Consider the following 21,135-nt stretch of genomic DNA (forward strand, 5'->3'; position numbering starts at 1 on the left):
ATTAAAGGGGGCCGCGGCACATGGCTGCGTTCCGCAAACGCTTCGTTCGCGGGCGCTACCGGTCGAGCCCGAGACAGGCGGTCAGCTCCGGCCCCTCGCGCGGCAGCCGGGCCTGCAGATTGCCCGCGAGCCGGCTCAGCCCCGGACCCGGTTTTCCCGGGCGGCGATGGTGCGGATTGGGCAGGGTGACGGCGAGAAGCGCCGCCTGGCGGGCGCTCAGCCTGTCCGCCCCGCGCCCGAAGGCGGCCTGCGCCGCCGCCTCGGCCCCGAACTCGCCGTCAGGCCCCCATTCGGCGATGTTGAGATAGATCTCGAGCTGCCGGCGCTTCGACATGACGACGTTGAGATAAAGCGCCAGCGGCATCTCCAGCGCCTTGCGCACATAGCTGCGCCCGTTCCACAGGAACAGGTTCTTGGCGAGCTGCATGGTGATGGTGGAGGCCCCGCGCGAGGCGTCGAGGCCGTCGCTGTCGTCCAGCACCTGCTGCAGCTCGACGAGGTCGATGCCGATATGGGTGCAGAAGCGCGCATCCTCGGAGGCCAGCACGCTGCGCACCAGCGCCGGGGAAATGTCGGCGATCGGCCGCCATTCGCGCACCACCGGCTGGCCGCTCACCCAGCGCGCCAGCATCAGCGTCGAGACCGGCTGGACGAGGTTATAGAGCAGCCCGAGCACGAGCGGCGTTGCGACGACGATCAGCGCCGCCTTCCAAGCCCATGCCCGTATCAGCCCCATGCTCTCCCCTTCGTTCCCCTACTCTACCTAGCGGCACGGGCGCGTTCGACCAAGACCGCGTTCAAGACGCGTTGAAGAATCGGCGCATGTGCGGTCTCACGCGCGCTCCCCATGCGCGCCATCGCCGGGCGGGCAACGATCCCGCGCGCAATTCGTGCTGCACTGGATTATGGTCCCGCCATCGCCGGCCGGTCGCTTGACCCGTCACTCGAGCTGGGGCACCCAGACCTCCCGCCCTGTAGAGCATAGTAATGACGAGCTCCGCCGACGATCCGTCCTCCGCCCTGGCTCTTGCGCTCGGCGAGACCGCCGATGCCGTCGTCGCCTATCTCGACGATGCGATCACCGGCAATTCGCCGCGCAGCGCGCGGCTGGCGGCGGCGATGCGCCACGCGGCGCTGGCGGGCGGCAAGCGGCTGCGCCCCTTCCTGCTGGTCGAATCGGCCGCCCTGTTCGGCGTCCCGCGCGCGGCCGCCCTGCCCGCCGCCGCGGCGCTGGAATGCGTGCACTGCTATTCGCTGGTGCATGACGACCTCCCGGCGATGGACGACGACGACCTGCGCCGCGGCCAGCCCACCGTCCATCGCGCCTTCGACGATGCCACCGCCATCCTCGCCGGCGACGCGCTGCTCACCCTCGCCTTCGACATACTGGCGCGCGAGGACGCGGCCGCCGACCCGGCGATCCGCATCGCCTTGGTGGCCGGCCTCGCCCGCGCGGCGGGCGGCGCCGGCATGGTCGGGGGGCAGATGCTCGACCTCGCCGCCGAGGGCCGGTTCGAGAACGGCGCCCGCTCTCCCCTCGCGGCGCCGGAAATCGAGCGCCTACAGGCGATGAAGACCGGCGCCCTGCTCGATTTCGCCTGCGCGGCCGGCGCGATCCTCGGCTCGGCCGATGCCGAGCGGCGCCAGTGCCTCGCCCGCTATTCCCACGCCCTCGGCCGCGCGTTCCAGATCGCCGACGACCTGCTCGACGTGGAGGGCGACGCCGGCACGGTGGGCAAGCGCGTGGGCAAGGACGCGGCGGCCGGAAAGGCGACGCTGATCGATTCGCTCGGCATCGACGGTGCGCGGCTCGAGCTCGAGCGTCTGGTCGGAGAAGCCGAGGCGGCGCTTTCGGTTTTCGGCAGCGCGGCCACACTTTTGGCGGAAGCGGCACGTTTCGTGGCAAATCGGCGGAATTAGGGGTTTCCTCATCTCGACGGAACGATAAGGTGCGCCCATTCTTATCGTGACGTAAGCGTGCGTCGTGCAGATGCTTCGCGCAGCCTTGCGTCGCCAGGAGGTGAAAATGCGTGCCGCTCCGCTCATCCTCGCCGGCCTGCTCGCCGGCGCCGCCCTCGTCGCTACCGCGCCGGCGGAAGCGCAGGAGACGCGCATCATCATCCGCAAGCAGCCGCCCCGGTCCTATCTCGATCCCGGCCCGGTGGTGAAGCCCGGCACGGCGCGCGACCTGAACTACATCTTCGCCACCCAGCCGCGCTATCCGCAGTATGGCGGCGAAGGCGGAATCACCGGCAGCCGCTATCCGCTGCCGACCGAGTTCTACCTGCCGCAGTACTGAGCCGCCCGCCGGCCCTTCGGGGCTGGCGCGGTTCACACGGCATAAAAAAGCCCGGCTCGCGCCGGGCTTTGTCGTTCGTGGCTGGTGTTTTCGGGCCGGGCCGGTGGCTCAGCCCGCCTTGCCGAGCTCGGCGAGGATGGCATCGCCCATGCCGGTGGTGCCGACCCGGGTCATGCCGTCCGAATAGATATCGGCGGTGCGGTAGCCCTGCGCCAGCACGCCGGCGATCGCCGCGTCGAGCTTGTCCGCCGCCTCGCCGAGGCCGAACGAATAGCGCATCGCCATGCCGAGCGAGCCGATCATGGCGATCGGATTCGCCAGCCCCTTGCCCGCGATGTCCGGCGCCGCGCCGTGCACCGGCTCGTAGAGCGCGCGGCGGCGGCCGGAAATCTCCTCGACGCTGCCGAGCGAGGCGGAGGGCAGCATGCCGAGCGAGCCGGTCAGCATCGCTGCCACGTCCGAGAGGATGTCGCCGAACAGATTGTCGGTGACGATGACGTCGAACTGCTTGGGATTGCGCACGAGCTGCATGCCGCAGGAATCAGCGAGCTGGTGCTCGAGCTGGACATCGGAGAACTCCGAGCCGTGCACCTCGCTCACCACCTGCTTCCACAGCACGCCGGTCTTCATGACGTTGTGCTTCTCGGTGGAGACGACCCGGTTGCTGCGGGTGCGGGCGAGCTCGAAGGCGACGCGGGCGATGCGCTCGATCTCGTAGGATTCATAGACCTGGGTGTCGACCGCCCGCTTCTGGCCGTCCAGCAGGTCGGTGATGGTCTTGGGCTCGCCGAAATAGACGCCGCCGGTCAGCTCGCGCACGATCAGCACGTCGAGGCCCTCGACCAGGTCGCGCTTGAGGCTGGAAGCCTCGGCGAGCGCCGGGTAACACACGGCCGGGCGCAGGTTGGCGAAGAGCTGCAGGTCCTTGCGCAGCCGCAGCAGGCCGGCCTCGGGACGTACGTCGAAGCCCACCGTGTTCCACTTCGGGCCGCCCACCGCCCCGAGCAGGATCGCATCGGCGTCGAACGCCTTGGCCATGGCGTCGTCGCTGATCGGCACGCCGTTCTCGTCATAGGCGGCGCCGCCGACGAGGTCTTCCTCGATCGAGAAGGAGGCGAAGCCGTGCGAATCGAGCCAGCCGACGACCTTCTTCACCTCGGCCATGACCTCCGGGCCGATGCCGTCGCCGGGAAGGAGGAGGAGCTTGTGGGTCGCCATGGGTTCTCTCGCTTGCGCCTGTTTTGAAACTCGTCGGATCAGTCGGGCGAGCGAGTGCTAATGGTTGGCGCGTGTGCTGGCAAGCGGCGCGTGGCCACCTAAGAGCAACCGAACGCCCATCGGCGCGCCCGCCGGCCGGAGCCTCGCCCCGGCATCGCGCGTTCCGCCTCCGGCCGTCCCCTGCGCCGGCGCGCGTCGCTACTCCGCCGCCGCGAGCGACGGCTGCGCCCCCGCCTGCGCCAGCCGGCCGGGCGCGACCGGGCCGACAGCGGCGCCCGGAATGTCGCCGCGATAGATCAGGCAGCAGCAGCGCAGCAGCGAGGCGAAGTTGCGCACCTCGCCATGGAGCTGAAGCACCTCGTCATGCAGGTGGGAAACGAACTTGCCCAGGCTCATGCCCTGATGGGCGGCGAGCTCCTCCAGCACGTTCCAGAAGGCGGCTTCGAGGCGGATGGAGGTGGTGTGTCCGCCGACCCGGACCGAGCGGGTCTGGCTCTCATAGGTATCGGGCGCTTGGCCCGCAAAAATACGGCACATGGCGTTCTCCCGGTAGGCTGTTCTGCTTGGCGCGAATTCCATCCCGGGAGAGGCGGGCTGTAAAGGTCAAAAATTCTTACCGGCGACGGCGGGCGGTAACCTCGATCTCGATCTTCATTTCCGGCTGCAGCAGCCCGGCGACGATGAGGGTCGCAGCCGGCCGCGCGGTGGCGAAATAGCGGCCGAAGATCGGGAACACCTCATCCGCATAGTCGCGCTGCGCCACGATGTAGCGCACCCGCACCACGTCATCGAGGCTGGCCCCGGCCTCGGCAAGCGCGGCGGCGATGTTGGCGAAGCAGGCATGCGTCTGCTCGGCGAGCCCCTCGGGCAGGGTCATGCGGGCATAGTCGTAGCCGGTGGTGCCGGAGACGAAGATGTCGTCGCCGTCGACCACCGCGCGCGAATAGCCGGCCAGCGCCTCGAAGGGCGAGCCGGAAGAGATCAGCCGACGGGTCATGCGCGCCTCGCCTCCAGGCTTCGCGAACGGACGGGCAGGCTCTCGCGTTCGGGACGGACAGCCGGGACCCGCCCGGCCGTTCGGCAGCTCTATCGGCCCGGCGCGGTGCCGGGGCCGGCCGGGATCACGCCCAGGGGCGCTCCTCGGCGAGCGTCGCCTCGTAGGACTTGATCTTGTCGGCCTTGACCTGGGTGAGGCCGATATCGTCCAGCCCGTTCAGCAGGCAGTGCTTGCGGAACGGGTCGATCTCGAAGGTGATGCTGCCCCCGTCCGGGCCGGTGATGGTCTGGTTCGCCAGATCGACCGTCACCACCGCATTGGCCCCGCGCGCGGCGTCGTCGAACAGCGCCTCGAGCTGCTCGGGCGTCACCTTGATCGGCAGGATGCCGTTCTTGAAGCAGTTATTGTAGAAGATGTCGGCGAAGGACGTGGAGATCACGCAGCGAATGCCGAAGTCGAGCAGCGCCCAGGGCGCGTGCTCGCGCGAGGAGCCGCAGCCGAAATTGTCGCCGGCGACGATGATCGACGCGCCCTTGTAGGCCGGCTTGTTCAGCACGAAGTCCGGGTTGACCGAGCCGTCATCCTTGTAGCGCAGCTCCGAGAACAGGCCCTTGCCGAGGCCCGTGCGCTTGATCGTCTTCAGATACTGCTTGGGGATGATCATGTCGGTGTCGACATTGACCATGTGCAGCGGCGCCGCGACGCCGCTCAGGGTGGTGAACTTCTCCACGTCTCGTTCCTCCGATCCGCCCGGCATCGCGCCGGCACGCGGGCTTTCCCGCCTTCCTAGCAACCCGGCCGACGAATGCCCAGCGGATCGGCCGCCTCAATGGCCCGGCAGCATCCGGCGCATCACGTCGTCCTTCAGGATCGTGTGATGCGCCACCGCCGCGAGCGCATGGAGCAGCGCCAGGATCACCAGCGCATTCGCCAGCACCTCGTGCAGTTCCTGCACCTGCCCCGCCAGGGTCCGGTCCGTCGCCACCGGCGAGGGGATCGTGAACAGGCTGAAGAACGTCACCTCGTTGCCGCGCAGGAAGGCGAGATAGATGCCGACAGCGGGAGTGACGAGCAGGAGCACGTAGAGCAGCACGTGAGCCAGCGTCGCGGCCAGATGGACCGGTCGCGACAGGGCCGCCGAAGGCGGCGGAACCGGCCCGATCGCGCGCAGCGCGAGCCGCGCCACCACCAGGCCGAGAACGGTGAGGCCCACGGAGATATGGGTCCACCAGATCACTTCGCGCCCCGCCGAGCCGCGCGGGAACAGAGCCTCGAGATAGGTCACCCCGTAGACGACGATGATGGCGACCACCGTCAGCCAGTGAAGTGCCCTGAGCGGCAGGCTGTAGGCCTGGACAGGGGCCGGAGCGGAGACGTCGCGAGCCATGATGGCGAAACCCTCTACAGTTTAGAGAGTTTCTAAAATGACATGGATTATGTCGCCAATACGGCCGGTTACGTACCCGCCTCCTGCTCCACCCGCTCCATGTCGTCGTCCGAGAGGCCGAAATGGTGGCCGATCTCGTGCACCAGGACATGGGTGACGATGTCGCCCAGCGTCTCCTCGTTCTCGGCCCAGTAGTCGAGGATGGGCCGGCGGTAGAGGAAGATCATGTTGGGCAGCGCCCCGGAGGCCAGCTCGTAGCCCTGCGCCAGGCCGATGCCCTGGAACAGGCCGAGAAGGTCGAACGGGCTCTCCGTCTCCATCTCGTCCTGCACCTCGTCGGTGGGGAAATCCTCGACATTGATGACGAGGTTCCCGCACATGGCGCGGAAGCCGTCCGGCAGGCGGGCATAGGCGTCCGCGGCCATCGCCTCCATGTCGGGCAGCGAGGGCGCGCTGCGCGCCGACCAGGCCAGTGCTTCGCTCATCTCGGCGTCGCTCATCACCGTCACCGCAGATAGGTGGCGAGGAGATAATAGGCGAGCGCCAGTCCCACCACGATCGCCAGCCCGCGCCCGATCCGCCGGCCCCACACCTCGATGGGGTCATCCTCCGGCGGATCGGTGTAGGGCGGGCGGTCCACCGGACGCTCTCCCCGCGCCGCCTCAGGCCGCGTGCGGCCAGCGGCGCACGTCGACGAAGCGGCCCGCGATCGCCGCCGCCGCCGCCATGGCGGGGGAGACGAGATGGGTGCGGCCCTTATGGCCCTGCCGGCCCTCGAAATTGCGGTTCGAGGTGGAGGCGCAGCGCTCCTCCGGGCCGAGCTTGTCGGCGTTCATGGCGAGGCACATGGAGCAGCCCGGCTCGCGCCAGTCGAAGCCCGCCGCCTTGAAGATCGCGTCGAGCCCCTCGGCCTCCGCCTGCAGCTTCACCAGACCGGAGCCCGGCACGATCATGCCGCTCACGCCCTCGCGCACCTTGTGGCCGGCGACGATCTTCGCGGCGACGCGCAGATCCTCGATCCGGGCATTGGTGCAGGAGCCGATGAACACCTTGTCGATGGCGATGTCGGTGATCCTGGTGCCGGCGGTGAGGCCCATATAGGCGAGCGCGCGGCGCTTGGCCTCGCGCTTGCCCTCGTCCTCGATCAGGTCCGGATCGGGCACCGCGCCTTCGACCGAGATCACGTCCTCCGGGCTGGTGCCCCAGGAGACGATCGGCGGCAGCGCCGCGCCGTCGAGGCGGATCTCCTTGTCGAAGAACGCGCCCTCGTCCGAGCGCAGCGTCTCCCAGTAGCGCAGCGCCGCGTCCCAGGCGGCGCCCTTCGGCGCGCGCGGGCGGTCCTTCACATAGGCGAAGGTGGTCGCGTCCGGCGCCACCATGCCCGCGCGGGCCCCGCCCTCGATGGACATGTTGCAGACCGTCATGCGGCCTTCCATCGTCAGGTTGCGGAACACTTCGCCCGCATATTCGATGACGAAACCGGTGCCGCCGGCGGTGCCGGTGGCGCCGATGATGGCGAGCGTCACGTCCTTGGCGGTCACGCCTTCGGGGAGCTTCCCGTCGACGGTGACGCGCATGTTCTTGCTCTTCTTCTGGATCAGCGTCTGGGTGGCGAGCACGTGCTCGACCTCCGAGGTGCCGATGCCGTGCGCGAGCGCCCCGAACGCGCCATGCGTCGAGGTGTGGCTGTCGCCGCACACGATGGTCGTGCCCGGCAGGGTGAAGCCCTGCTCCGGCCCGATGACGTGGACGATGCCCTGGCGCTTGTCGAGCTCGTTGAAGTACTCGATGCCGAAGTCGCGCGCATTCTCGGCCAGCGTCTCAACCTGGGTACGGCTCTCCGGGTCGTCGATGCCGAAGCGGCGGTCGGTGGTCGGCACGTTGTGGTCGACCACGGCCAGCGTCTTGGAGGGCGCATGCACCTTGCGGCCGGCGACGCGCAGCCCCTCGAAGGCCTGCGGGCTCGTCACCTCATGCACGAGGTGGCGGTCGATATAGAGCAGGCAGGTACCATCCTCCTGCCGGTCGACCACATGGTCGTCAAAGATCTTGTCGTACAGGGTACGGGGAGCAGACGTGCTCATCTCGGCGTCTCACTTGTCTGTAACGGGGGAAAATCGGGCTTGAAGCAGCGCAGCCGGGAGCACGGGACTCCGGGCGGCGCTCAGCTAAGCCCCGCCACCGCGCAGGCGGTGAAACGGCCGAAGAAGCGATTGGGCATGCGCACATGGTCGGGCACCGCCGCGAAGCCGATCGTGGTCGGCAGCCGCCGGCGCGCCTCCGGACGTGCGCAGTCCTGGGCCGCGCCATCCCGCGCGCCCCGGCACACATCCGCTATGCAGCCAATCGTCATCATCGTGGAACCCTTCTAGCAAGTCTTGGCGCCGCGAACAATGCGCAGCTCCACGCCGACGACGTCGGGACGTCCACGCCATCATGCGCGGGCCGCAATCGCCCCACTGGAATAATGTATTAAGAATGGAATATCCGTATTATTAAGTATTACGAAGGAGAATGACTCCATATATCCAGTCATTCCGCAGCGTCATTATCTATAGCGCAACAAAAAACCTTGCGTTAGGTTCATCCGGTGAAGGCTGGAGTTCTTGATGCGCGTCACCGACATCGCACTCATCATCGCCGCCATTGGCGCACTCGTCGCGGCCGTCGAGGCGAAGAACCGCATCGACATCGGCCCGGCGGTGGAGAAGGAGCTGCCGCGGCAGAGCCAGTTCATCACCTGCCCGCTGCGCAAGCCGGACTTCGCCACGGTGATGCAGGCCGCCTTCGTCGGCGACGGCACACTGATCGTCGAGCAGCAGACGCAGACCAAGGTGCGCCACATCAAGGATTGCTGAGGCCCGTGCGCCTCACTCCGCCCCGCCGGACGGCGGCCAGCACCGCGCCCTTCGGAACGCAAAAAAGCCGGGGCGAGCCCCGGCTTTCAAAATCGTCGGCGATTCGTCCCGCGCGCCATCGGCACGCGGGCGGCCGGATCACTCGGCGGCGGCGACCGGCGCGGCCTTCTTCTTCCCGGCGTTCTTGTCCTGACGCTCGGCGATACGCGCCGACTTGCCGCGGCGATCGCGCAGGTAATAGAGCTTGGCGCGGCGCACCTTGCCGCGGCGCACAACCTTGAGGCTGTCGATATTCGGCGAGTAGAGCGGGAACACTCGCTCGACGCCCTCGCCGTAGGAAATCTTGCGGACGGTGAAGCTCTCGTTGATGCCGCCGCCGGTGCGGGCGATCACGACGCCCTCATAGGCCTGCACGCGGGAGCGCTCGCCTTCCTTCACCTTCACGTTCACGATGACCGTGTCACCGGGCTGGAAGTCGGGAATCTCGCGCTGGGCGGCGAGCTTGGCGGCCTGCTCGGTCTCGAGCTCTTTAATGATATCGACCATAACATCACCTCTGGCGGACCGGCCTTCGCCGCCCGCATCTTGCTGTTGTCAGTTCATAGTGACGGCGCGCCCTATACGCGAAGTCGCCGCGCTTGTCATTCCTTATTCGTCGCAGAACCGTCATGCGCCTGCGCGTAAGCCGCCCACAGGTCCGGCCGGCGCGCGCGGGTCGTCGCCTCGGCCTGCTCGTGGCGCCAGCGCGCCACCCTGGCGTGGTCGCCGCTGGTCAGCACGGCGGGAATCTCGCGCCCCTCGAAGCTCTGCGGCCGGGTGAATTGCGGATATTCCAGCAGCCCGGCGGAGAAGCTCTCCTCGGTGCCGGAATCGGGATGGCCCATCACGCCGTCGAGCAGCCGCACGCAGGCGTCGAGCAGCACCAGCGCGCCGATCTCCCCGCCCGAAAGCACCACGTCGGCGACCGAGACCTCCTCGAGCCCGCGCGCTGCCACGAGTCGCTCGTCCACGCCCTCGAAGCGCCCGCAGACGACCACGACGCCCTCCCCCGCCACGAGCTCGCGCACGCGCTGCTGGGTCAGCGGCCGCCCGCGCGGCGTCATCAGCAGGCGCGGGCGCGCATCGCCTTGCGGCGCGGCCGCGTCGATGGCGCGGGCGAGCACGTCGACCCGCATCACCATGCCCGGCCCGCCGCCGGCCGGCGTGTCGTCGACCGAGCGGTGGCGGTCCGTGGCGTGGTCGCGCGGATCGACCGTGTCGAGCGCCCACGCGCCCTGCGCCAGCGCGCGCCCCGCCAGCGAGAGGCCGAGCGGGCCGGGAAACATGTCGGGGAAGATGGTGACGACCGAGGCGCGCCACATGAGCCGCGCTCCTAGCCTCTGTCCGCCTCGGCGGGCGGGGCTTCCTCGCGCGCCCACTCGCCGGGATCGACGACGAGGCGGCCGGCGCGGATGTCGACCGTCGGCACGACGGCGCGGGTGAAGGGCAGCATCAGCGTCTTGCCGCCCTGTTCCGGCGCGATCTCGAGAATGTCGCCGGCCCCGAAATCATGCACGGCCACCACCTTGCCGAAGGGCGCGCCCTCCGTCGTGACGGCGGCGAGCCCGATCAGGTCGGCCTGGTAGAAGTCGTCCTCTTCCTCGGTCGCGGGCAGCAGGTCGCGCGCCACGAACAGGCCCTCATTGGTGAGCGCCTGCGCCGCCTCGCGGCTGTCGACGCCCTTGAGGCGGGCGACGAAATGGTCCTTCGCCGGGCGCAGCGCCGCGAACTCGAAACGCCGCCGGCCGGCCTCGTCGGTCAGCGGGCGGTAGTCGAGCAGCGCGGCCGGATCCTGCGCGAACACGAAAAGGCGCACCTCGCCCCTCACCCCGTGCGGGGCGCCGATGCGGGCGATGAGGATGCGCTCGTTCGGCATGGCGGGCTGTCACGCTCTGGGCCTCTCCCTCGGGAGAGACCGGGTCGGGAATCGGAGGCGATGGCCGCGACCCTCGCCCCACGCGGGGCGAGGAACCCGGCCGGGCCGGGCGCCTCGCCGACGCGAAGGAAAGACGTCGAAGCCCGGGCCTCACTCGGCCGGAGCAGCTTCCTCGCCAGCAGCGGCGGCGGCAGCGGCGGCAGCGGCACGCTCCTGCGCTTTCTTGCCCGGCTCGGCCTTCTTCGGGTTGTTGCGCGCCTCGCGCTTGCGCAGCTCGAGCGCGTCGAGGAAGCGGGCGACCCGGTCGGTCGGCTGGGCGCCCTTGGCGAGCCAGGCCTTGGCCTTCTCGACGTCGAGCACGAAGCGATCCTCGGCGTCCTTCGCCTTCAGCGGATCGAAGGTGCCGATCTTCTCGATGAAGCGGCCATCGCGCGGGGAGCGCGAATCGGCGACGACGATGCGGTAATAGGGACGCTTCTTGGCGCCACCACGGGCGAGACGGATCTTCAGGGACATTGGTCTTTCCTTTCAGCTAGTCGATGTCAGTCGTGTCGTGCGTCGCTTGCGGGCCGGTTCCGGAGCCCCGCGCCGGCCGCTTTCGGGCGGCGGGTGGAGAGCCGGAAGGCGAAGCTCGCGACGGTGTGTCGGATCGTCACTTCTTCTTGCCGAAGCCCGGCAGGCCCGGAAGCCCGCCCGGCTTGCCCAGTCCCGGCATGCCGCCGAGGCCGGGCATGTTGCCGGGGAAGTTCGGCGGCAGGTTCGGCAGGCCGCCGGCCGCGCCCTTGCCCCCGCCGGGCATCTTCTCCGCCATCTGTTTGAGCTGCTCGGGGCTCGGCATGCCGCCCCCCAGACCGAACATGTTGGCGAGACCCGCCATCGGGCCGCGCTTGGCATTGGGGCCGCCCATCGCCTTCATCATGTCCGCCATCTGGCGGTGCATCTTCATCAGGCGGTTGATTTCCTCGACCTTGGTGCCGGAGCCGGCGGCGATGCGCTTGCGGCGCGAGCCGTCGAGCAGCTTGGGATTGCGCCGCTCCTTGCGGGTCATCGAATCGATGATCGCCTTCTGGCGCTTGATCACGCCGTCATTCATGCCCGAAGCGGCGAGCTGGTTCTTCATCTTGCCGACGCCCGGCAGCATGCCCATCAGCCCGCCGAGCCCGCCCAGCTTCTCCATCTGGTCAAGCTGCATGCGCAGGTCTTCGAGGTCGAACTGCCCCTTGCGCATGCGCTCGGCGGCGGCCATCGCCTTCTCGGCGTCGATGTTCTCGACAGCCTTCTCGACCAGCGACACCACGTCGCCCATGCCGAGGATGCGCCCGGCGACGCGGCGGGGATCGAAATCCTCCAGCGCGTCCATCTTCTCGCCGGTGCCGATCAGCTTGATCGGCTTGCCGGTGACCGCCCGCATGGAAAGGGCGGCACCGCCGCGCCCGTCGCCATCGGCGCGGGTCAGCACGATGCCGGTGAGGCCGACGCGCTCGTCGAACGCCTTGGCGGTGTTCACCGCGTCCTGGCCGGTGAGACTGTCAGCGACCAGCAGCACCTCGTGCGGCCTGGTCGCGGCCTTCACCTCGGCCACTTCCGCCATCAGCGCCTCGTCGAGCGTGACACGGCCGGCGGTGTCGAGCATCACGACGTCGTAGCCGCCGAGCCGGCCCGCCTCCATGGCGCGGCGGGCGATCTGCACCGCACTCTGGCCGGCGACGATCGGCAGCGTGGCGACGTTCACCTGCGTGCCGAGCGTGGCGAGTTGCTCCATCGCCGCCGGGCGGCGGGTATCGAGCGAGGCCATCAGCACCTTGCGGCTGCCGCGCTCGGTCAGGCGTTTGGCGATCTTGGCGGTGGAGGTGGTCTTGCCCGAGCCCTGCAGGCCGACCATCAGCACCGGCACCGGAGGCGCGGCCTCGAGGTCGATCGGCTTGGCGTCCGAGCCCAGCATGCCGATGAGCTCGTCATGGACGATCTTCACCACCATCTGGCCGGGCGTGACCGACTTGATGACCTCCGCGCCGACCGCGCGGGCGCGCACCCGGTCGGTGAAGGAGCGCACCACGTCGAGCGCGACGTCGGCCTCGATCAGGGCCCGGCGCACCTCGCGCATGGCCTCGTTGACGTCGGCCTCGGTGAGGGCGCCGCGCTTCTTAAGCCGGTCGAGTATGCCGCCGAGGCGGTCGCTCAGTGAATCGAACATGCGTTCGCCGCTCCATTCCCGCCGGTGTATCCCGCAAAGCCGAATGGCCCCCGAGGGCGCGTCGCGCTGTCGGAGGTTGACCTCCGGGCTCACGGGCCCGGGCGGTGGTTCGGCTCGCGAGATGTGCGAGGATCGGCAGGGCTGTACTTTGGGAAGGTGGCGAAGTCAAGGAAACCGGCCCGTCGCCCGCTTCCCCGGCACCTTCCCGGCCCGCTTTCCGCGCCGGCCGGATCGCCCCGCGACCCGGCCGCCCGCCATGTTCGCGCAACCTTCCGCGCGCCGCAACGCCCGGCATGACGTGCTATCATCGCACGGGAATCGTGGAAGACGGGCCATGGATCTGGAAGCTCACATTCTCTCCATCGTCAGCCGCAGCCGCGGCGGCCTCACCGCCGAAAGCGTGGCCATCGCCTATGCGAAGGACATGGAGGGCGAGATCAGGTCGATCCTCGACAAGCTCGCGCGCGACGGCCTCGTCAACAAGAACCGCGGCGCCGACCAGGCGACCTACCACAAGCTGGTCGCCACCCGCAGGGTCGAGACCCGCTAGACTTCCCCTACGACATAACGGTTTCCACGCACGGCCGGCCGGTCACAACCGCGCAATATCGCCCTCCTAGCCTGATCCCGTTTCATGCAGGAGCTCTGGTGATGAACGTCCGCGAGAAGGCTGCCTCCCTCTCCGCCACGGCCGACGACCTCGACGACGGCGCGCTGTTCGAGGCCGTGCTGGCGTTGCGCGGCGTGGTCGCGCAGGACGGCGCGCCGCTTGCGGCCCGCTTCGCGCAAGCGGCCGGCCGCGAGGAGCCCGCCCTCGACAACCTCGCCCATTACCTCGCCCTGCGCCATCACGACCTGCGCGGTCTGCAGCGCGAGCTGATGCGGCGCGGCCTGTCCTCGCTCGGCCGGCTGGAGAGCCGGGTGCTGCCGACCCTCGACGCGGTGCTGGCGGTGCTCGCCGCGCTCACCGGCCGCCCCGCCCCGTTCCCGGCGCCGGATGCGGCGGCCTTCTTCGCCGGCGAAGCCCGGCTCGACGCGGCGAGCGCGGCAAGCCTCGGCACGGAGCCGCCCGGGCGCTACACGAGGATCATGGTCACGCTGCCGAGCGAGGCGGCGACCGACGCGGCCTTCGTCGCCGCCCTCGTCGAGCACGGCATGGACGTCGCGCGCATCAACTGCGCCCATGACGATGCCGAGGCGTGGCGTGCGATGGCCCACCACGTACGCGCGGCCGGCGAGGCACAGGGCCGGCGCATCGCCGTGCTGATGGACATTGCCGGGCCGAAGATCCGCACCGAGGCGGTGCTGCCGATGAAGAAGGGCAAGCCTTCCGGCCGGCTGATGACGGGCGACGCGCTGCGCCTCGTCGCCCAGGGCGCCCCGCGCCCGGACGAGGAGGTCTCCTTCTCCGCCGCCGTCTCGCTGCCGGAGATCGTCACCCGCCTCGCGGTCGGCGACCGCGTGCTCTATGACGACGGCAAGGTCGAGGGCGTGGTGGAGAGCCTTGCCGAGGGCGAGGCGGTGATCCGCATCCGCCATGCCCGCGAGAAGGGCACCAAGCTCAAGCCGGAGAAGGGCATCAACCTGCCCGACACCGCGCTCGGCCTCTCCCCCCTCACCGCGAAGGACGACGCCGACCTCGCCACCGTGATCGAGTGCGCGGACATGATCGGCTATTCCTTCGTCAGCCGGCCCGAGGACATCGACCTGATCGAGGCAGCGATCGCCCGCCACGGGCGCGACCCCGGCCGCCCGCTCGGGCTGATGGCGAAGATCGAGCGTCCCGACGCGGTGAAGAACCTGCCAGACCTGATCGCCCGCGCCGCCGGGCGCGGCCCGTTCAGCGTCATGATCGCGCGCGGCGACCTCGCCGCCGAGATCGGCTTCGAGCGCCTCGCCGAGATGCAGGAAGAGCTGCTGTGGATCTGCGAGGCCGCCGCCGTGCCGGCGATCTGGGCGACCCAGGTGCTGGAGGACCTGGTGCGCGACGGCATCCCCTCGCGCGGCGAGATGACGGACGCCGCCATGGCCGCGCGCGCCGAATGCGTCATGCTGAACAAGGGGCCGGCGGTGATCGAGGCGGTCGACCTGCTCGGGCGCCTGCTCGGCCGCATGGCCGGCCATCTCGACAAGAAGACCCCGACGCTGCGCGCGCTCCGCAGCTGGTAGTCCCGGCGCGCCCTAGGGCGCGACAAGATAGTGGTGCGACCACTCCGAATCCGGGATCGCCGAGCCCAGCTTGTAGCTGAACGTCTTCACGTCCATGCCGTCATGCTCGGTGAGACAGTCATAGGAGAGGTGGTACCAGGTCCGGCCGCTGCGGATCGCCGCACCCGGGGCCTTGATCCTCGGCCCTTTCAGATGCGTGTCGGAATAGGCATAGGCCACGAGTTCGTCCGGCTTCATGCCCTTGTGATCACGTCCGACCTCGCCCATCGCCTTGGTGTTGCAGCGCTGCTCTATCCGCTCGGAAGGATCGAGCATCTTCATCTCGGCGTCGCGCGAGCGGGCCTCGGCCGTCGTTGCAACGGCGATCAGGATGAGACCGCCAAACGCGAGACACATGATGGTTGCGGTAGTCGAAGAAGACATGAGCACCCGAATCCCTTTCGTATTGGCTGGTACCTTCAACCGGCCGCATGTGTCCATCCTGTGTCTTCACATCCGCGTTCTGCCGCAGGTCCACCGTGTTGCCGCCACCCGCGCGGCAGATTAGAACCGCGCCATGGCGTTGATGGATCTCGCAAACCCAACCCGCTTTCTCGCCCTTTCCGGGCGCGTCCTGCCATGGCTATCCGGTACCGCCATTGTGATCGTGGCCGTCGGGCTTGTCTTAGCATTTCGCGCCCCGGCGGATTACCAGCAGGGCGAGACGGTGCGGATCATGTACATCCACGTGCCGTTCGCCTGGCTCGCCATGCTCGGCTACACGCTGCTGGCGCTGTCCTCGCTCGGCATCCTGGTCTGGCGCCATCCGCTGGCCGACGTCGCGCACAAGACGATGGCGCCGATCGGCGCGTGCTTCGCCTTCCTGTGCCTCGTCACCGGCTCGCTCTGGGGCCGGCCGATGTGGGGCACCTACTGGGTGTGGGACGCGCGGCTGACCTCGATGCTGGTGCTGCTGCTGCTCTATCTCGGCCTGCTGGCGCTGCGCTCGGCGATCGAGGACCCGAACCAGGCCGGCCGCGCCGCCGCGGTGCTCTCGCTGGTCGGCTTCATCAACGTGCCGATCGTCAAGTTTTCGGTCGACTGGTGGAACACGCTGCACCAGCCGGCCTCGGTGTTCCGCATGGGCGGCTCGACGATCGACCCGAGCATGCTCTGGCCGCTGATGATCTGCGCCATCGGCTTCACGCTGGTGATGTTCGCCCTGCACATGGCGGCGATGCGCACCGAGATCCTGCGCCGGCGCCTGCGCGTGCTCGAAGCCCGCGCCGCCGCCGAAGCGGCCTATGCGTGAGCCGCGCCATGCTGGGTGAGCACGCCGTCTTCATCATCGCCGCCTTCGCGGCCAGCGTCGTCGTGCTCGGCCTGCTGACGCTGTGGACCGTGCTCGACGGGCGCGCCGTGCGCCGCCGGCTGGCGGAGCTGGAAGCGCGCGGCATAAGGCGTCGTTCGGCGGGCGGTGACGCCTCGTGAACGCCGCCCCCCCTCCCCCCGAAGCCTCCCGCGCCGCGCCCGAGAAGCCGGCCGGGCGCACCGGCCGCCGGCTGCTGGTGCTGCTGCCGCTGATCGCCTTCGCGGCGCTGGCCGCGCTGTTCTACGGCAGGCTGTTCTCGGGCGATCCCTCGCGCCTGCCCTCGGCGCTGATCGGCCACCCCGTGCCGAACTTCGCCCTCGACCCGCTCGAGGGGCTGACGCGCGACGGCGCGCCGGTGCCGGGCATCTCCTCGGCCGGGATGAGCGGCGGCGTGACGGTGCTGAACGTCTTCGCCTCCTGGTGCGCGCCCTGCCGCGACGAGCACCCCTATCTGGTCGAACTGTCGAAGATGCCGGGCTTCCGGCTGGTCGGGCTGAACTACAAGGACGACGGGGAGAATGCGCGCCGCTTCCTCGGCCGCTTCGGCAACCCCTATGCGGCGGTCGGCGTCGACCCCAACGGGCGCGCCGCCATCGACTGGGGCGTCTACGGCGTGCCGGAGACCTTCGTCATCGGCAAGGACGGGCGCATCGCCTACAAGTTCGTCGGCCCGATCGACGAGCAGGGGCTGCGCGAGCGGCTGGTGCCGGCGATCGAGAAGGCGATGGCCGCCGGCTCCTGACGGCCCTCAGTTCCGCTCGTCCGGCAGCGCCGGCAGCGGCATCACCTCGATCTCGTCCTCGAGCAGCGCGCGCACTTCCTCATGGCTCGCCTCGCCATGGATCAGGCGCTTCTCCTCCGCGCCCTCATGCATGCGCCGGGCGGTCTCGGCGAACTCCTCGCCGACATAGTCGGAATGGGTGAGCACATGCTCGCGCACCGCCTTCAGCATGGCGCGAAGCTGCTGCTCCTTCTCCGACATCAGCGCGACCGGCTGCGGCGCACCGGGCGGGGCCTCGCGCGCCGGCTCCGGCTCGCTTGCCGCCTCGTCCTTGCCGGTGCCGCGCCCGAGCGAGGGCGCCATGATGGCCTTATCGACCTCGGCCGAACCGCAGGCCGGGCAGGAGACGAGCCCCCGCGCACGCTGCTCGTCATAGGCGGCCGAGTCGCGGAACCAGCTCTCGAAGCGATGGTCGTGCGCGCAGCGCAGCGAATAGAGGATCATGCCGCGTCACCGGAGGCGGCGAGGTGGAGCCGGCCCGTATCCGCCGGCCCGACCAGCTCGAAGCGCCGGCCGTGCTCGAGCGAGGGGATGCGGGTGCGCACCGAGGCGACCTTCGCCGGGTCGATCTCGGCGCTGATGACGCCGGGCTCGGTGCCGCCCTCGGCGAGGATCGTGCCCCACGGGTCGATGATCAGGCTGTGGCCGAAGGTCTTGCGCCCGTTCTCATGCACCCCGCCCTGCGCGGCGGCGAGCACATAGGCTCCGTTCTCGATCGCCCGCGCCCGCAGCAGCACGTGCCAGTGCGCCTCGCCGGTCGACTGGGTGAAGGCGGCGGGCACCGCGAGCATGCCGGCCCCGCCCTCGGCGAGCGCGCGGTACAGCGCGGGAAAGCGCAGGTCGTAGCAGATGGTCATGCCGAGCCCGATGCCGGGCAGCTCGGCCACCACGGCGAGCTCGCCCGGCCGGTAGGCCGCGGATTCGCGGTAGACGTCGCCATTGGGCAGGTCGACGTCGAACATGTGGATCTTGTCGTAGCGCGCCAGGATCGCCCCGTCCGGGCCGAGCAGGAAGGAGCGGTTGGCGGCCCGGTGCTCGCTCGCCTTCACCGCCAGCGAGCCGATGTGCAGGTGCACGCCGAGCTCGGCCGCGAGCGCGCGAAAGGCCCTGAGCGCGGGATCGCTCTCCTCCTCGTGCAGCACGGCGAACAGCGCCTGGCGGTTCTCCTCCATGGTGCCGGTCATCTCCGGCGTCTGGATGTAGCTCGCTCCGCCGGCCGCCGCCTCGCGGATCAGCTCCGACGCCGCCGCGACATTCGCCTCGACGCTCTTGGCGGTGCGCATCTGGACCAGCGCGGCGCGGAACGGAGCGCCCCGTTCGGGCGCGTTCGCGGCTGTGGAAGCATCGGTCATGGCGTGTCTCTGTCGGCTGAAGGTCGGTCAGGTGGCGAGCAGCGTGTCGAGCTCGCCCGCCTCGTCCAGCGCGTAGATGTCGTCGCAGCCCCCGACATGGCGGCCGTCGATGAAGATCTGCGGCACGCTGGTCCGCCCATTGGCCCGTTTCGACATCGTCGAGCGCGCGACCGGGTCGCCGGTGACGTTGATCTCGGAGAATTCCACCCCCTTGCGCTTCAGCAGCTCCTTGGCGGCGATGCAGTAGGGGCAGGTATAGGTGGTGTAGATCTCGACCTGGGACATGGGATCGGCCTCGTCAGCCCCGGCACGAGCCGGCGGCTTCCTATGATATGGGCGATGAGGGCCCGTCAACAACCCGCGCGAACACCAGAACGTCCACCCTCCCCGCGCCCGCCCGGCTCAGCGCCTTGGCGCAGGCGTCGAGCGTCGCGCCGGTGGTGAGCACGTCGTCGACCAGCACCACGCGCCTTCCCTTCAGCTCGGCGCGCGCCTCGTCGGGCACCTCGAAGGCGCCGGCGACATTGGCCGCGCGGGCGGCGCGGTCGAGCCCGACCTGGGGCGGCGTGGCGCGGCGGCGCGCCAGCCAGGAGGTGCGCGCCGGCACGCCGCTGATGCGCTGCAGCGCCAGCGCGAGAGCGGCGGACTGGTTGAAGCGCCGCCGCCACAGCCGCATCGCGTGCAGCGGCACCGGCACCAGGGCCTCCGCATCCGCCAGCACGTCCGCCCCGGCCCGGGCCATCATGCGCGCCATCGGCGCGGCGACGTCGAGCCGGTCGGCATATTTGAGCGCGTGCACGAGGTCGCGCGCCACCTCGCCGAACAGCGCGGCGGCACGGGCGCGCTGATAGGCGGGCGGCGCCTCCAGCGCGGCGGCGGAGAGGCGCGGGCCCCCGCCGCCGGGATCGGAATCATAGGGCAGCGGGATGCCGAGTCGGTCGCAATAGGGCCGCTCGATGAGGCTGAGCCTTGCCCAGCAGGACGGGCACAGGCAGCCCGGCTCGCTCACCGCCGCCCGGCAGGCCATGCAGCTCGGCGGCAAAGCGAGGTCGACCGCGCCGCGGGCAGCCGCGCGCATGCCCCGGCCGACGCGCATCGCCGTGCGGGCCAGCAGCCCCGCCTCGGGTGCTGCCTCGTAGCCGCTTCCCGCGGCGATTTCCGGCCCCTGCCCATTGTCCATGGCGACCAGCATACCATCTGCGCAGGAGCCGTCACCGATCCGTGCACCGGCCGCCGGCCACCGGGCTTTGACCCGGCCGCGCGAGCGTCCTATGGCTCCGGCGACCCAACCTCCGAGGAGTGCCGATGTCCGGACCCGTCGCGATATTCGACCCCGAGGCGCTTGCGGCGCGGCGGCGGCGCGCGCTGGCGCTGGGCGCCGAGACCTTCCTGCTCGACAGGGTGGCCGAGGACCTCGCCGACCGGCTCGGCGCGGTGAAGCGCCGCTTCGAGAGCGCGGTCGACCTCGGCACGCCCGCATCCGCCGTCAGCGCGGCGCTCGCCCGCTCCGAGATGGTCGGGCGGCTCTTCGCCTGCGGGCCGGCCGAGCGCGTCGACGTCGATGCGGTGATCGATCCCGAGGCCCTGCCCTTCGGCGCCCAGACGCTCGACCTCGTCGTCTCCGCGCTGGCGCTCCAGACCATCAACGACCTGCCGGGCGTGCTGGCGCAGATCCGCCGCGCGCTGAAGCCGGACGGGCTGCTGCTCGCCGCCCTGTTCGGCGCCGGCACGCTTTCCGAGCTGCGCGAGGCGTTCGCGGTCGCCGAGAGCGAGACCGTGGGCGGCATCTCGCCGCGCGTTGCGCCGTTCGCGGACCTGCGCGACCTCGGCGCCCTGCTGCAGCGCGCCGGTCTCGCCCTGCCGGTCACCGATGTCGACCGCATCACCGTGCGCTACGCCCACCCGCTGGCGCTGATGCAGGACCTGCGCCGCATGGGCGCGGCCAACCCGCTCGCCGACCGGCGCCGCGCGCCGCTGCGCCGCGACACGCTGGCTCGGCTGTTCGAGGTCTATGCGGAGCGCTTCTCCGATCCGGACGGGCGCCTGCGCGCCACCTTCGAGGTGGTGTGGATCTCCGGCTGGGCGCCGCATGAGAGCCAGCAGAAGCCCCTGCGCCCCGGCTCGGCGAAGATGCGCCTCGCCGACGCGCTCAAGGTGCCCGAGGGGCGGCTGCCCGGCGAAAACTAGAACGCGCTACCGCCCCGGCCCGAGCAGATCGAGCAGCACCGGGATCAGCGGCTCGTCGGCCGGCGGCATCGGGTAGTCGCGCAGGCGGCCGGGCTTCACCCAGGCGAGGCGCTGGCCCTCGCGGCCGTGCGGCGTGCCTTCCCAGCGCCGGCAGATCCATAGCGGCATCAGCAGCTGGAACGTCTCATAGGTGTGGCTGGCGAAGGTGAGCGGGGCGAGGCACGGCTCCGCCACCGTGATGCCGAGCTCCTCGGCGAGCTCGCGGATCAGGCACTCCTCCGGCCGCTCGCCCGGCTCCACCTTGCCGCCGGGAAACTCCCAAAGCCCCGCGAGCTGCTTGCCCTCGGGGCGCTCGGTGAGCAGCACGCGCCCGTCGGCATCGACGAGCGCGCAGGCGGCGACGAGGACGAGCTTCATCGGCGCGCCC

At 70.0% G+C, this 21,135-nt stretch carries 30 protein-coding genes; 9 read left to right on the top strand and 21 right to left on the bottom strand.

Annotated features, from left to right (window positions below):
- Window positions 1-55: 55 nt before the first annotated feature.
- Window positions 56-736 (bottom strand): transglycosylase domain-containing protein, encoded by a 681-nt coding sequence (locus tag NVS89_RS19910; RefSeq protein ID WP_258734513.1) that lies wholly within the window; start codon window positions 734-736, stop codon window positions 56-58.
- 251 nt (window positions 737-987) lie between these two features.
- Here NVS89_RS19910 and NVS89_RS19915 point away from each other — a divergent pair, with 251 nt between their 5' ends.
- Window positions 988-1,920 (top strand): polyprenyl synthetase family protein, encoded by a 933-nt coding sequence (locus NVS89_RS19915; protein ID WP_258734514.1) that lies wholly within the window; start codon window positions 988-990, stop codon window positions 1,918-1,920.
- A gap of 106 nt (window positions 1,921-2,026) precedes the next feature.
- A complete protein-coding gene (locus tag NVS89_RS19920) occupies window positions 2,027-2,299 on the top strand; it encodes a hypothetical protein (RefSeq protein WP_258734515.1) in 273 nt (90 codons plus the stop codon).
- Between the two features lie 108 nt (window positions 2,300-2,407).
- On the opposite strand, the gene leuB is transcribed toward NVS89_RS19920, so the two are convergent.
- From leuB to NVS89_RS19965, 9 genes are all read right to left on the bottom strand, one after another.
- A complete protein-coding gene (gene leuB / locus NVS89_RS19925; protein WP_258734516.1) occupies window positions 2,408-3,517 on the bottom strand; it encodes a 3-isopropylmalate dehydrogenase in 1,110 nt (369 codons plus the stop codon).
- Between the two features lie 198 nt (window positions 3,518-3,715).
- The gene (locus NVS89_RS19930) at window positions 3,716-4,054 is read right to left on the bottom strand and encodes a ribbon-helix-helix domain-containing protein (RefSeq protein WP_258734517.1); all 339 of its coding nucleotides are present in this window, start codon (window positions 4,052-4,054) and stop codon (window positions 3,716-3,718) included.
- Window positions 4,055-4,130: 76 nt separating this feature from the next.
- Window positions 4,131-4,514, bottom strand: coding sequence for a RidA family protein (locus tag NVS89_RS19935; RefSeq protein ID WP_258734518.1), 384 nt, complete (start codon window positions 4,512-4,514; stop codon window positions 4,131-4,133).
- Between the two features lie 124 nt (window positions 4,515-4,638).
- Window positions 4,639-5,244 carry a 3-isopropylmalate dehydratase small subunit gene (gene leuD, locus NVS89_RS19940; RefSeq protein WP_258734519.1) on the bottom strand — a complete coding sequence of 202 codons (606 nt, stop codon included), beginning with the start codon at window positions 5,242-5,244 and terminating at the stop codon, window positions 4,639-4,641.
- Between the two features lie 96 nt (window positions 5,245-5,340).
- Entirely contained in the window at window positions 5,341-5,901 is a 561-nt protein-coding gene (locus NVS89_RS19945) for a cytochrome b (protein ID WP_258734520.1), read from the bottom strand.
- A 68-nt stretch (window positions 5,902-5,969) separates the two neighbouring features.
- On the bottom strand, window positions 5,970-6,401 hold the full coding sequence (locus NVS89_RS19950; RefSeq protein WP_374114606.1) for a metallopeptidase family protein: 432 nt from the start codon (window positions 6,399-6,401) through the stop codon (window positions 5,970-5,972).
- A gap of 5 nt (window positions 6,402-6,406) precedes the next feature.
- Window positions 6,407-6,541: a hypothetical protein gene (locus NVS89_RS19955; protein ID WP_258734521.1), complete on the bottom strand. Its 135-nt coding sequence runs from the start codon at window positions 6,539-6,541 to the stop codon at window positions 6,407-6,409.
- A gap of 22 nt (window positions 6,542-6,563) precedes the next feature.
- A complete protein-coding gene (gene leuC, locus NVS89_RS19960; protein ID WP_258734522.1) occupies window positions 6,564-7,985 on the bottom strand; it encodes a 3-isopropylmalate dehydratase large subunit in 1,422 nt (473 codons plus the stop codon).
- A gap of 80 nt (window positions 7,986-8,065) precedes the next feature.
- Entirely contained in the window at window positions 8,066-8,257 is a 192-nt protein-coding gene (locus tag NVS89_RS19965) for a hypothetical protein (protein WP_258734523.1), read from the bottom strand.
- A 253-nt stretch (window positions 8,258-8,510) separates the two neighbouring features.
- On the opposite strand from NVS89_RS19965, the gene NVS89_RS19970 reads away from it, so the two are divergent.
- Window positions 8,511-8,759: a hypothetical protein gene (locus NVS89_RS19970; RefSeq protein WP_258734524.1), complete on the top strand. Its 249-nt coding sequence runs from the start codon at window positions 8,511-8,513 to the stop codon at window positions 8,757-8,759.
- Between the two features lie 138 nt (window positions 8,760-8,897).
- On the opposite strand, the gene rplS is transcribed toward NVS89_RS19970, so the two are convergent.
- From rplS to ffh, 5 genes are all read right to left on the bottom strand, one after another.
- The gene (rplS, locus tag NVS89_RS19975) at window positions 8,898-9,305 is read right to left on the bottom strand and encodes a 50S ribosomal protein L19 (protein ID WP_258734525.1); all 408 of its coding nucleotides are present in this window, start codon (window positions 9,303-9,305) and stop codon (window positions 8,898-8,900) included.
- Between the two features lie 95 nt (window positions 9,306-9,400).
- Complete coding sequence (gene trmD / locus NVS89_RS19980; RefSeq protein ID WP_258734526.1) at window positions 9,401-10,120, bottom strand: tRNA (guanosine(37)-N1)-methyltransferase TrmD; 720 nt, start codon at window positions 10,118-10,120, stop codon at window positions 9,401-9,403.
- 11 nt (window positions 10,121-10,131) lie between these two features.
- Complete coding sequence (gene rimM, locus NVS89_RS19985; RefSeq protein WP_258734527.1) at window positions 10,132-10,674, bottom strand: ribosome maturation factor RimM; 543 nt, start codon at window positions 10,672-10,674, stop codon at window positions 10,132-10,134.
- A 150-nt stretch (window positions 10,675-10,824) separates the two neighbouring features.
- Complete coding sequence (gene rpsP / locus NVS89_RS19990) at window positions 10,825-11,190, bottom strand: 30S ribosomal protein S16 (RefSeq protein WP_258734528.1); 366 nt, start codon at window positions 11,188-11,190, stop codon at window positions 10,825-10,827.
- Between the two features lie 136 nt (window positions 11,191-11,326).
- Window positions 11,327-12,868 (bottom strand): signal recognition particle protein, encoded by a 1,542-nt coding sequence (gene ffh, locus NVS89_RS19995; RefSeq protein ID WP_258734529.1) that lies wholly within the window; start codon window positions 12,866-12,868, stop codon window positions 11,327-11,329.
- Between the two features lie 334 nt (window positions 12,869-13,202).
- Here ffh and NVS89_RS20000 point away from each other — a divergent pair, with 334 nt between their 5' ends.
- Complete coding sequence (locus tag NVS89_RS20000) at window positions 13,203-13,418, top strand: hypothetical protein (protein ID WP_258734530.1); 216 nt, start codon at window positions 13,203-13,205, stop codon at window positions 13,416-13,418.
- A gap of 101 nt (window positions 13,419-13,519) precedes the next feature.
- Entirely contained in the window at window positions 13,520-15,037 is a 1,518-nt protein-coding gene (locus NVS89_RS20005) for a pyruvate kinase (protein WP_258734531.1), read from the top strand.
- A gap of 12 nt (window positions 15,038-15,049) precedes the next feature.
- On the opposite strand, the gene NVS89_RS20010 is transcribed toward NVS89_RS20005, so the two are convergent.
- Window positions 15,050-15,433 carry a DUF930 domain-containing protein gene (locus NVS89_RS20010; RefSeq protein ID WP_258734532.1) on the bottom strand — a complete coding sequence of 128 codons (384 nt, stop codon included), beginning with the start codon at window positions 15,431-15,433 and terminating at the stop codon, window positions 15,050-15,052.
- A 160-nt stretch (window positions 15,434-15,593) separates the two neighbouring features.
- Between NVS89_RS20010 and NVS89_RS20015 the strand changes: the two genes are divergently transcribed.
- From NVS89_RS20015 to NVS89_RS20025, 3 genes are read left to right on the top strand one after another with little or no spacing between them, the layout of a single operon-like run.
- On the top strand, window positions 15,594-16,328 hold the full coding sequence (locus NVS89_RS20015; protein ID WP_258734533.1) for a heme ABC transporter permease: 735 nt from the start codon (window positions 15,594-15,596) through the stop codon (window positions 16,326-16,328).
- 8 nt (window positions 16,329-16,336) lie between these two features.
- Entirely contained in the window at window positions 16,337-16,507 is a 171-nt protein-coding gene (gene ccmD, locus NVS89_RS20020) for a heme exporter protein CcmD (RefSeq protein ID WP_258734534.1), read from the top strand.
- On the top strand, window positions 16,504-17,130 hold the full coding sequence (locus NVS89_RS20025) for a DsbE family thiol:disulfide interchange protein (RefSeq protein ID WP_374114607.1): 627 nt from the start codon (window positions 16,504-16,506) through the stop codon (window positions 17,128-17,130). The genes ccmD and NVS89_RS20025 overlap by 4 nt, the downstream gene beginning before the upstream one ends.
- A 6-nt stretch (window positions 17,131-17,136) precedes the next feature.
- On the opposite strand, the gene NVS89_RS20030 is transcribed toward NVS89_RS20025, so the two are convergent.
- The 4 genes from NVS89_RS20030 to NVS89_RS20045 are packed head-to-tail and all read right to left on the bottom strand — an operon-like array spanning window position 17,137 to window position 19,617.
- Window positions 17,137-17,613 carry a DUF1178 family protein gene (locus tag NVS89_RS20030; protein ID WP_258734535.1) on the bottom strand — a complete coding sequence of 159 codons (477 nt, stop codon included), beginning with the start codon at window positions 17,611-17,613 and terminating at the stop codon, window positions 17,137-17,139.
- On the bottom strand, window positions 17,610-18,521 hold the full coding sequence (locus tag NVS89_RS20035) for a carbon-nitrogen hydrolase family protein (RefSeq protein ID WP_258734536.1): 912 nt from the start codon (window positions 18,519-18,521) through the stop codon (window positions 17,610-17,612). Before NVS89_RS20035 ends, NVS89_RS20030 begins: the two co-directional genes overlap by 4 nt.
- A 27-nt stretch (window positions 18,522-18,548) precedes the next feature.
- On the bottom strand, window positions 18,549-18,806 hold the full coding sequence (gene grxC / locus NVS89_RS20040) for a glutaredoxin 3 (RefSeq protein ID WP_258734537.1): 258 nt from the start codon (window positions 18,804-18,806) through the stop codon (window positions 18,549-18,551).
- A 40-nt stretch (window positions 18,807-18,846) separates the two neighbouring features.
- Window positions 18,847-19,617 carry a ComF family protein gene (locus NVS89_RS20045; RefSeq protein WP_258734636.1) on the bottom strand — a complete coding sequence of 257 codons (771 nt, stop codon included), beginning with the start codon at window positions 19,615-19,617 and terminating at the stop codon, window positions 18,847-18,849.
- 209 nt (window positions 19,618-19,826) lie between these two features.
- On the opposite strand from NVS89_RS20045, the gene NVS89_RS20050 reads away from it, so the two are divergent.
- Window positions 19,827-20,708, top strand: coding sequence for a methyltransferase domain-containing protein (locus tag NVS89_RS20050; RefSeq protein ID WP_258734538.1), 882 nt, complete (start codon window positions 19,827-19,829; stop codon window positions 20,706-20,708).
- A gap of 6 nt (window positions 20,709-20,714) precedes the next feature.
- On the opposite strand, the gene mutT is transcribed toward NVS89_RS20050, so the two are convergent.
- Complete coding sequence (gene mutT / locus NVS89_RS20055; RefSeq protein ID WP_258734637.1) at window positions 20,715-21,125, bottom strand: 8-oxo-dGTP diphosphatase MutT; 411 nt, start codon at window positions 21,123-21,125, stop codon at window positions 20,715-20,717.
- Window positions 21,126-21,135 lie beyond the last annotated feature (10 nt).

It is taken from the genome of Ancylobacter mangrovi, from assembly GCF_024752355.1.
Lineage (GTDB): Bacteria > Pseudomonadota > Alphaproteobacteria > Rhizobiales > Xanthobacteraceae > Ancylobacter > Ancylobacter mangrovi.

What these genes read in the sequence shown, in the direction of transcription:
- NVS89_RS19910 (WP_258734513.1), bottom strand. Translation starts at nt 736, where the DNA reads ATGGGGCTGATACGGGCATGGGCTTGGAAGGCGGCGCTGATCGTCGTC.
- NVS89_RS19915 (WP_258734514.1), top strand. Translation starts at nt 988, where the DNA reads ATGACGAGCTCCGCCGACGATCCGTCCTCCGCCCTGGCTCTTGCGCTC.
- NVS89_RS19920 (WP_258734515.1), top strand. Translation starts at nt 2,027, where the DNA reads ATGCGTGCCGCTCCGCTCATCCTCGCCGGCCTGCTCGCCGGCGCCGCC.
- leuB (WP_258734516.1), bottom strand. Translation starts at nt 3,517, where the DNA reads ATGGCGACCCACAAGCTCCTCCTCCTTCCCGGCGACGGCATCGGCCCG.
- NVS89_RS19930 (WP_258734517.1), bottom strand. Translation starts at nt 4,054, where the DNA reads ATGTGCCGTATTTTTGCGGGCCAAGCGCCCGATACCTATGAGAGCCAG.
- NVS89_RS19935 (WP_258734518.1), bottom strand. Translation starts at nt 4,514, where the DNA reads ATGACCCGTCGGCTGATCTCTTCCGGCTCGCCCTTCGAGGCGCTGGCC.
- NVS89_RS19945 (WP_258734520.1), bottom strand. Translation starts at nt 5,901, where the DNA reads ATGGCTCGCGACGTCTCCGCTCCGGCCCCTGTCCAGGCCTACAGCCTG.
- NVS89_RS19950 (WP_374114606.1), bottom strand. Translation starts at nt 6,401, where the DNA reads ATGAGCGACGCCGAGATGAGCGAAGCACTGGCCTGGTCGGCGCGCAGC.
- leuC (WP_258734522.1), bottom strand. Translation starts at nt 7,985, where the DNA reads ATGAGCACGTCTGCTCCCCGTACCCTGTACGACAAGATCTTTGACGAC.
- NVS89_RS19965 (WP_258734523.1), bottom strand. Translation starts at nt 8,257, where the DNA reads ATGATGACGATTGGCTGCATAGCGGATGTGTGCCGGGGCGCGCGGGAT.
- NVS89_RS19970 (WP_258734524.1), top strand. Translation starts at nt 8,511, where the DNA reads ATGCGCGTCACCGACATCGCACTCATCATCGCCGCCATTGGCGCACTC.
- rplS (WP_258734525.1), bottom strand. Translation starts at nt 9,305, where the DNA reads ATGGTCGATATCATTAAAGAGCTCGAGACCGAGCAGGCCGCCAAGCTC.
- trmD (WP_258734526.1), bottom strand. Translation starts at nt 10,120, where the DNA reads ATGTGGCGCGCCTCGGTCGTCACCATCTTCCCCGACATGTTTCCCGGC.
- rimM (WP_258734527.1), bottom strand. Translation starts at nt 10,674, where the DNA reads ATGCCGAACGAGCGCATCCTCATCGCCCGCATCGGCGCCCCGCACGGG.
- rpsP (WP_258734528.1), bottom strand. Translation starts at nt 11,190, where the DNA reads ATGTCCCTGAAGATCCGTCTCGCCCGTGGTGGCGCCAAGAAGCGTCCC.
- ffh (WP_258734529.1), bottom strand. Translation starts at nt 12,868, where the DNA reads ATGTTCGATTCACTGAGCGACCGCCTCGGCGGCATACTCGACCGGCTT.
- NVS89_RS20000 (WP_258734530.1), top strand. Translation starts at nt 13,203, where the DNA reads ATGGATCTGGAAGCTCACATTCTCTCCATCGTCAGCCGCAGCCGCGGC.
- NVS89_RS20005 (WP_258734531.1), top strand. Translation starts at nt 13,520, where the DNA reads ATGAACGTCCGCGAGAAGGCTGCCTCCCTCTCCGCCACGGCCGACGAC.
- NVS89_RS20010 (WP_258734532.1), bottom strand. Translation starts at nt 15,433, where the DNA reads ATGTGTCTCGCGTTTGGCGGTCTCATCCTGATCGCCGTTGCAACGACG.
- NVS89_RS20015 (WP_258734533.1), top strand. Translation starts at nt 15,594, where the DNA reads ATGGCGTTGATGGATCTCGCAAACCCAACCCGCTTTCTCGCCCTTTCC.
- ccmD (WP_258734534.1), top strand. Translation starts at nt 16,337, where the DNA reads ATGCTGGGTGAGCACGCCGTCTTCATCATCGCCGCCTTCGCGGCCAGC.
- NVS89_RS20030 (WP_258734535.1), bottom strand. Translation starts at nt 17,613, where the DNA reads ATGATCCTCTATTCGCTGCGCTGCGCGCACGACCATCGCTTCGAGAGC.
- NVS89_RS20035 (WP_258734536.1), bottom strand. Translation starts at nt 18,521, where the DNA reads ATGACCGATGCTTCCACAGCCGCGAACGCGCCCGAACGGGGCGCTCCG.
- grxC (WP_258734537.1), bottom strand. Translation starts at nt 18,806, where the DNA reads ATGTCCCAGGTCGAGATCTACACCACCTATACCTGCCCCTACTGCATC.
- NVS89_RS20045 (WP_258734636.1), bottom strand. Translation starts at nt 19,617, where the DNA reads ATGCGCGTCGGCCGGGGCATGCGCGCGGCTGCCCGCGGCGCGGTCGAC.
- NVS89_RS20050 (WP_258734538.1), top strand. Translation starts at nt 19,827, where the DNA reads ATGTCCGGACCCGTCGCGATATTCGACCCCGAGGCGCTTGCGGCGCGG.
- mutT (WP_258734637.1), bottom strand. Translation starts at nt 21,125, where the DNA reads ATGAAGCTCGTCCTCGTCGCCGCCTGCGCGCTCGTCGATGCCGACGGG.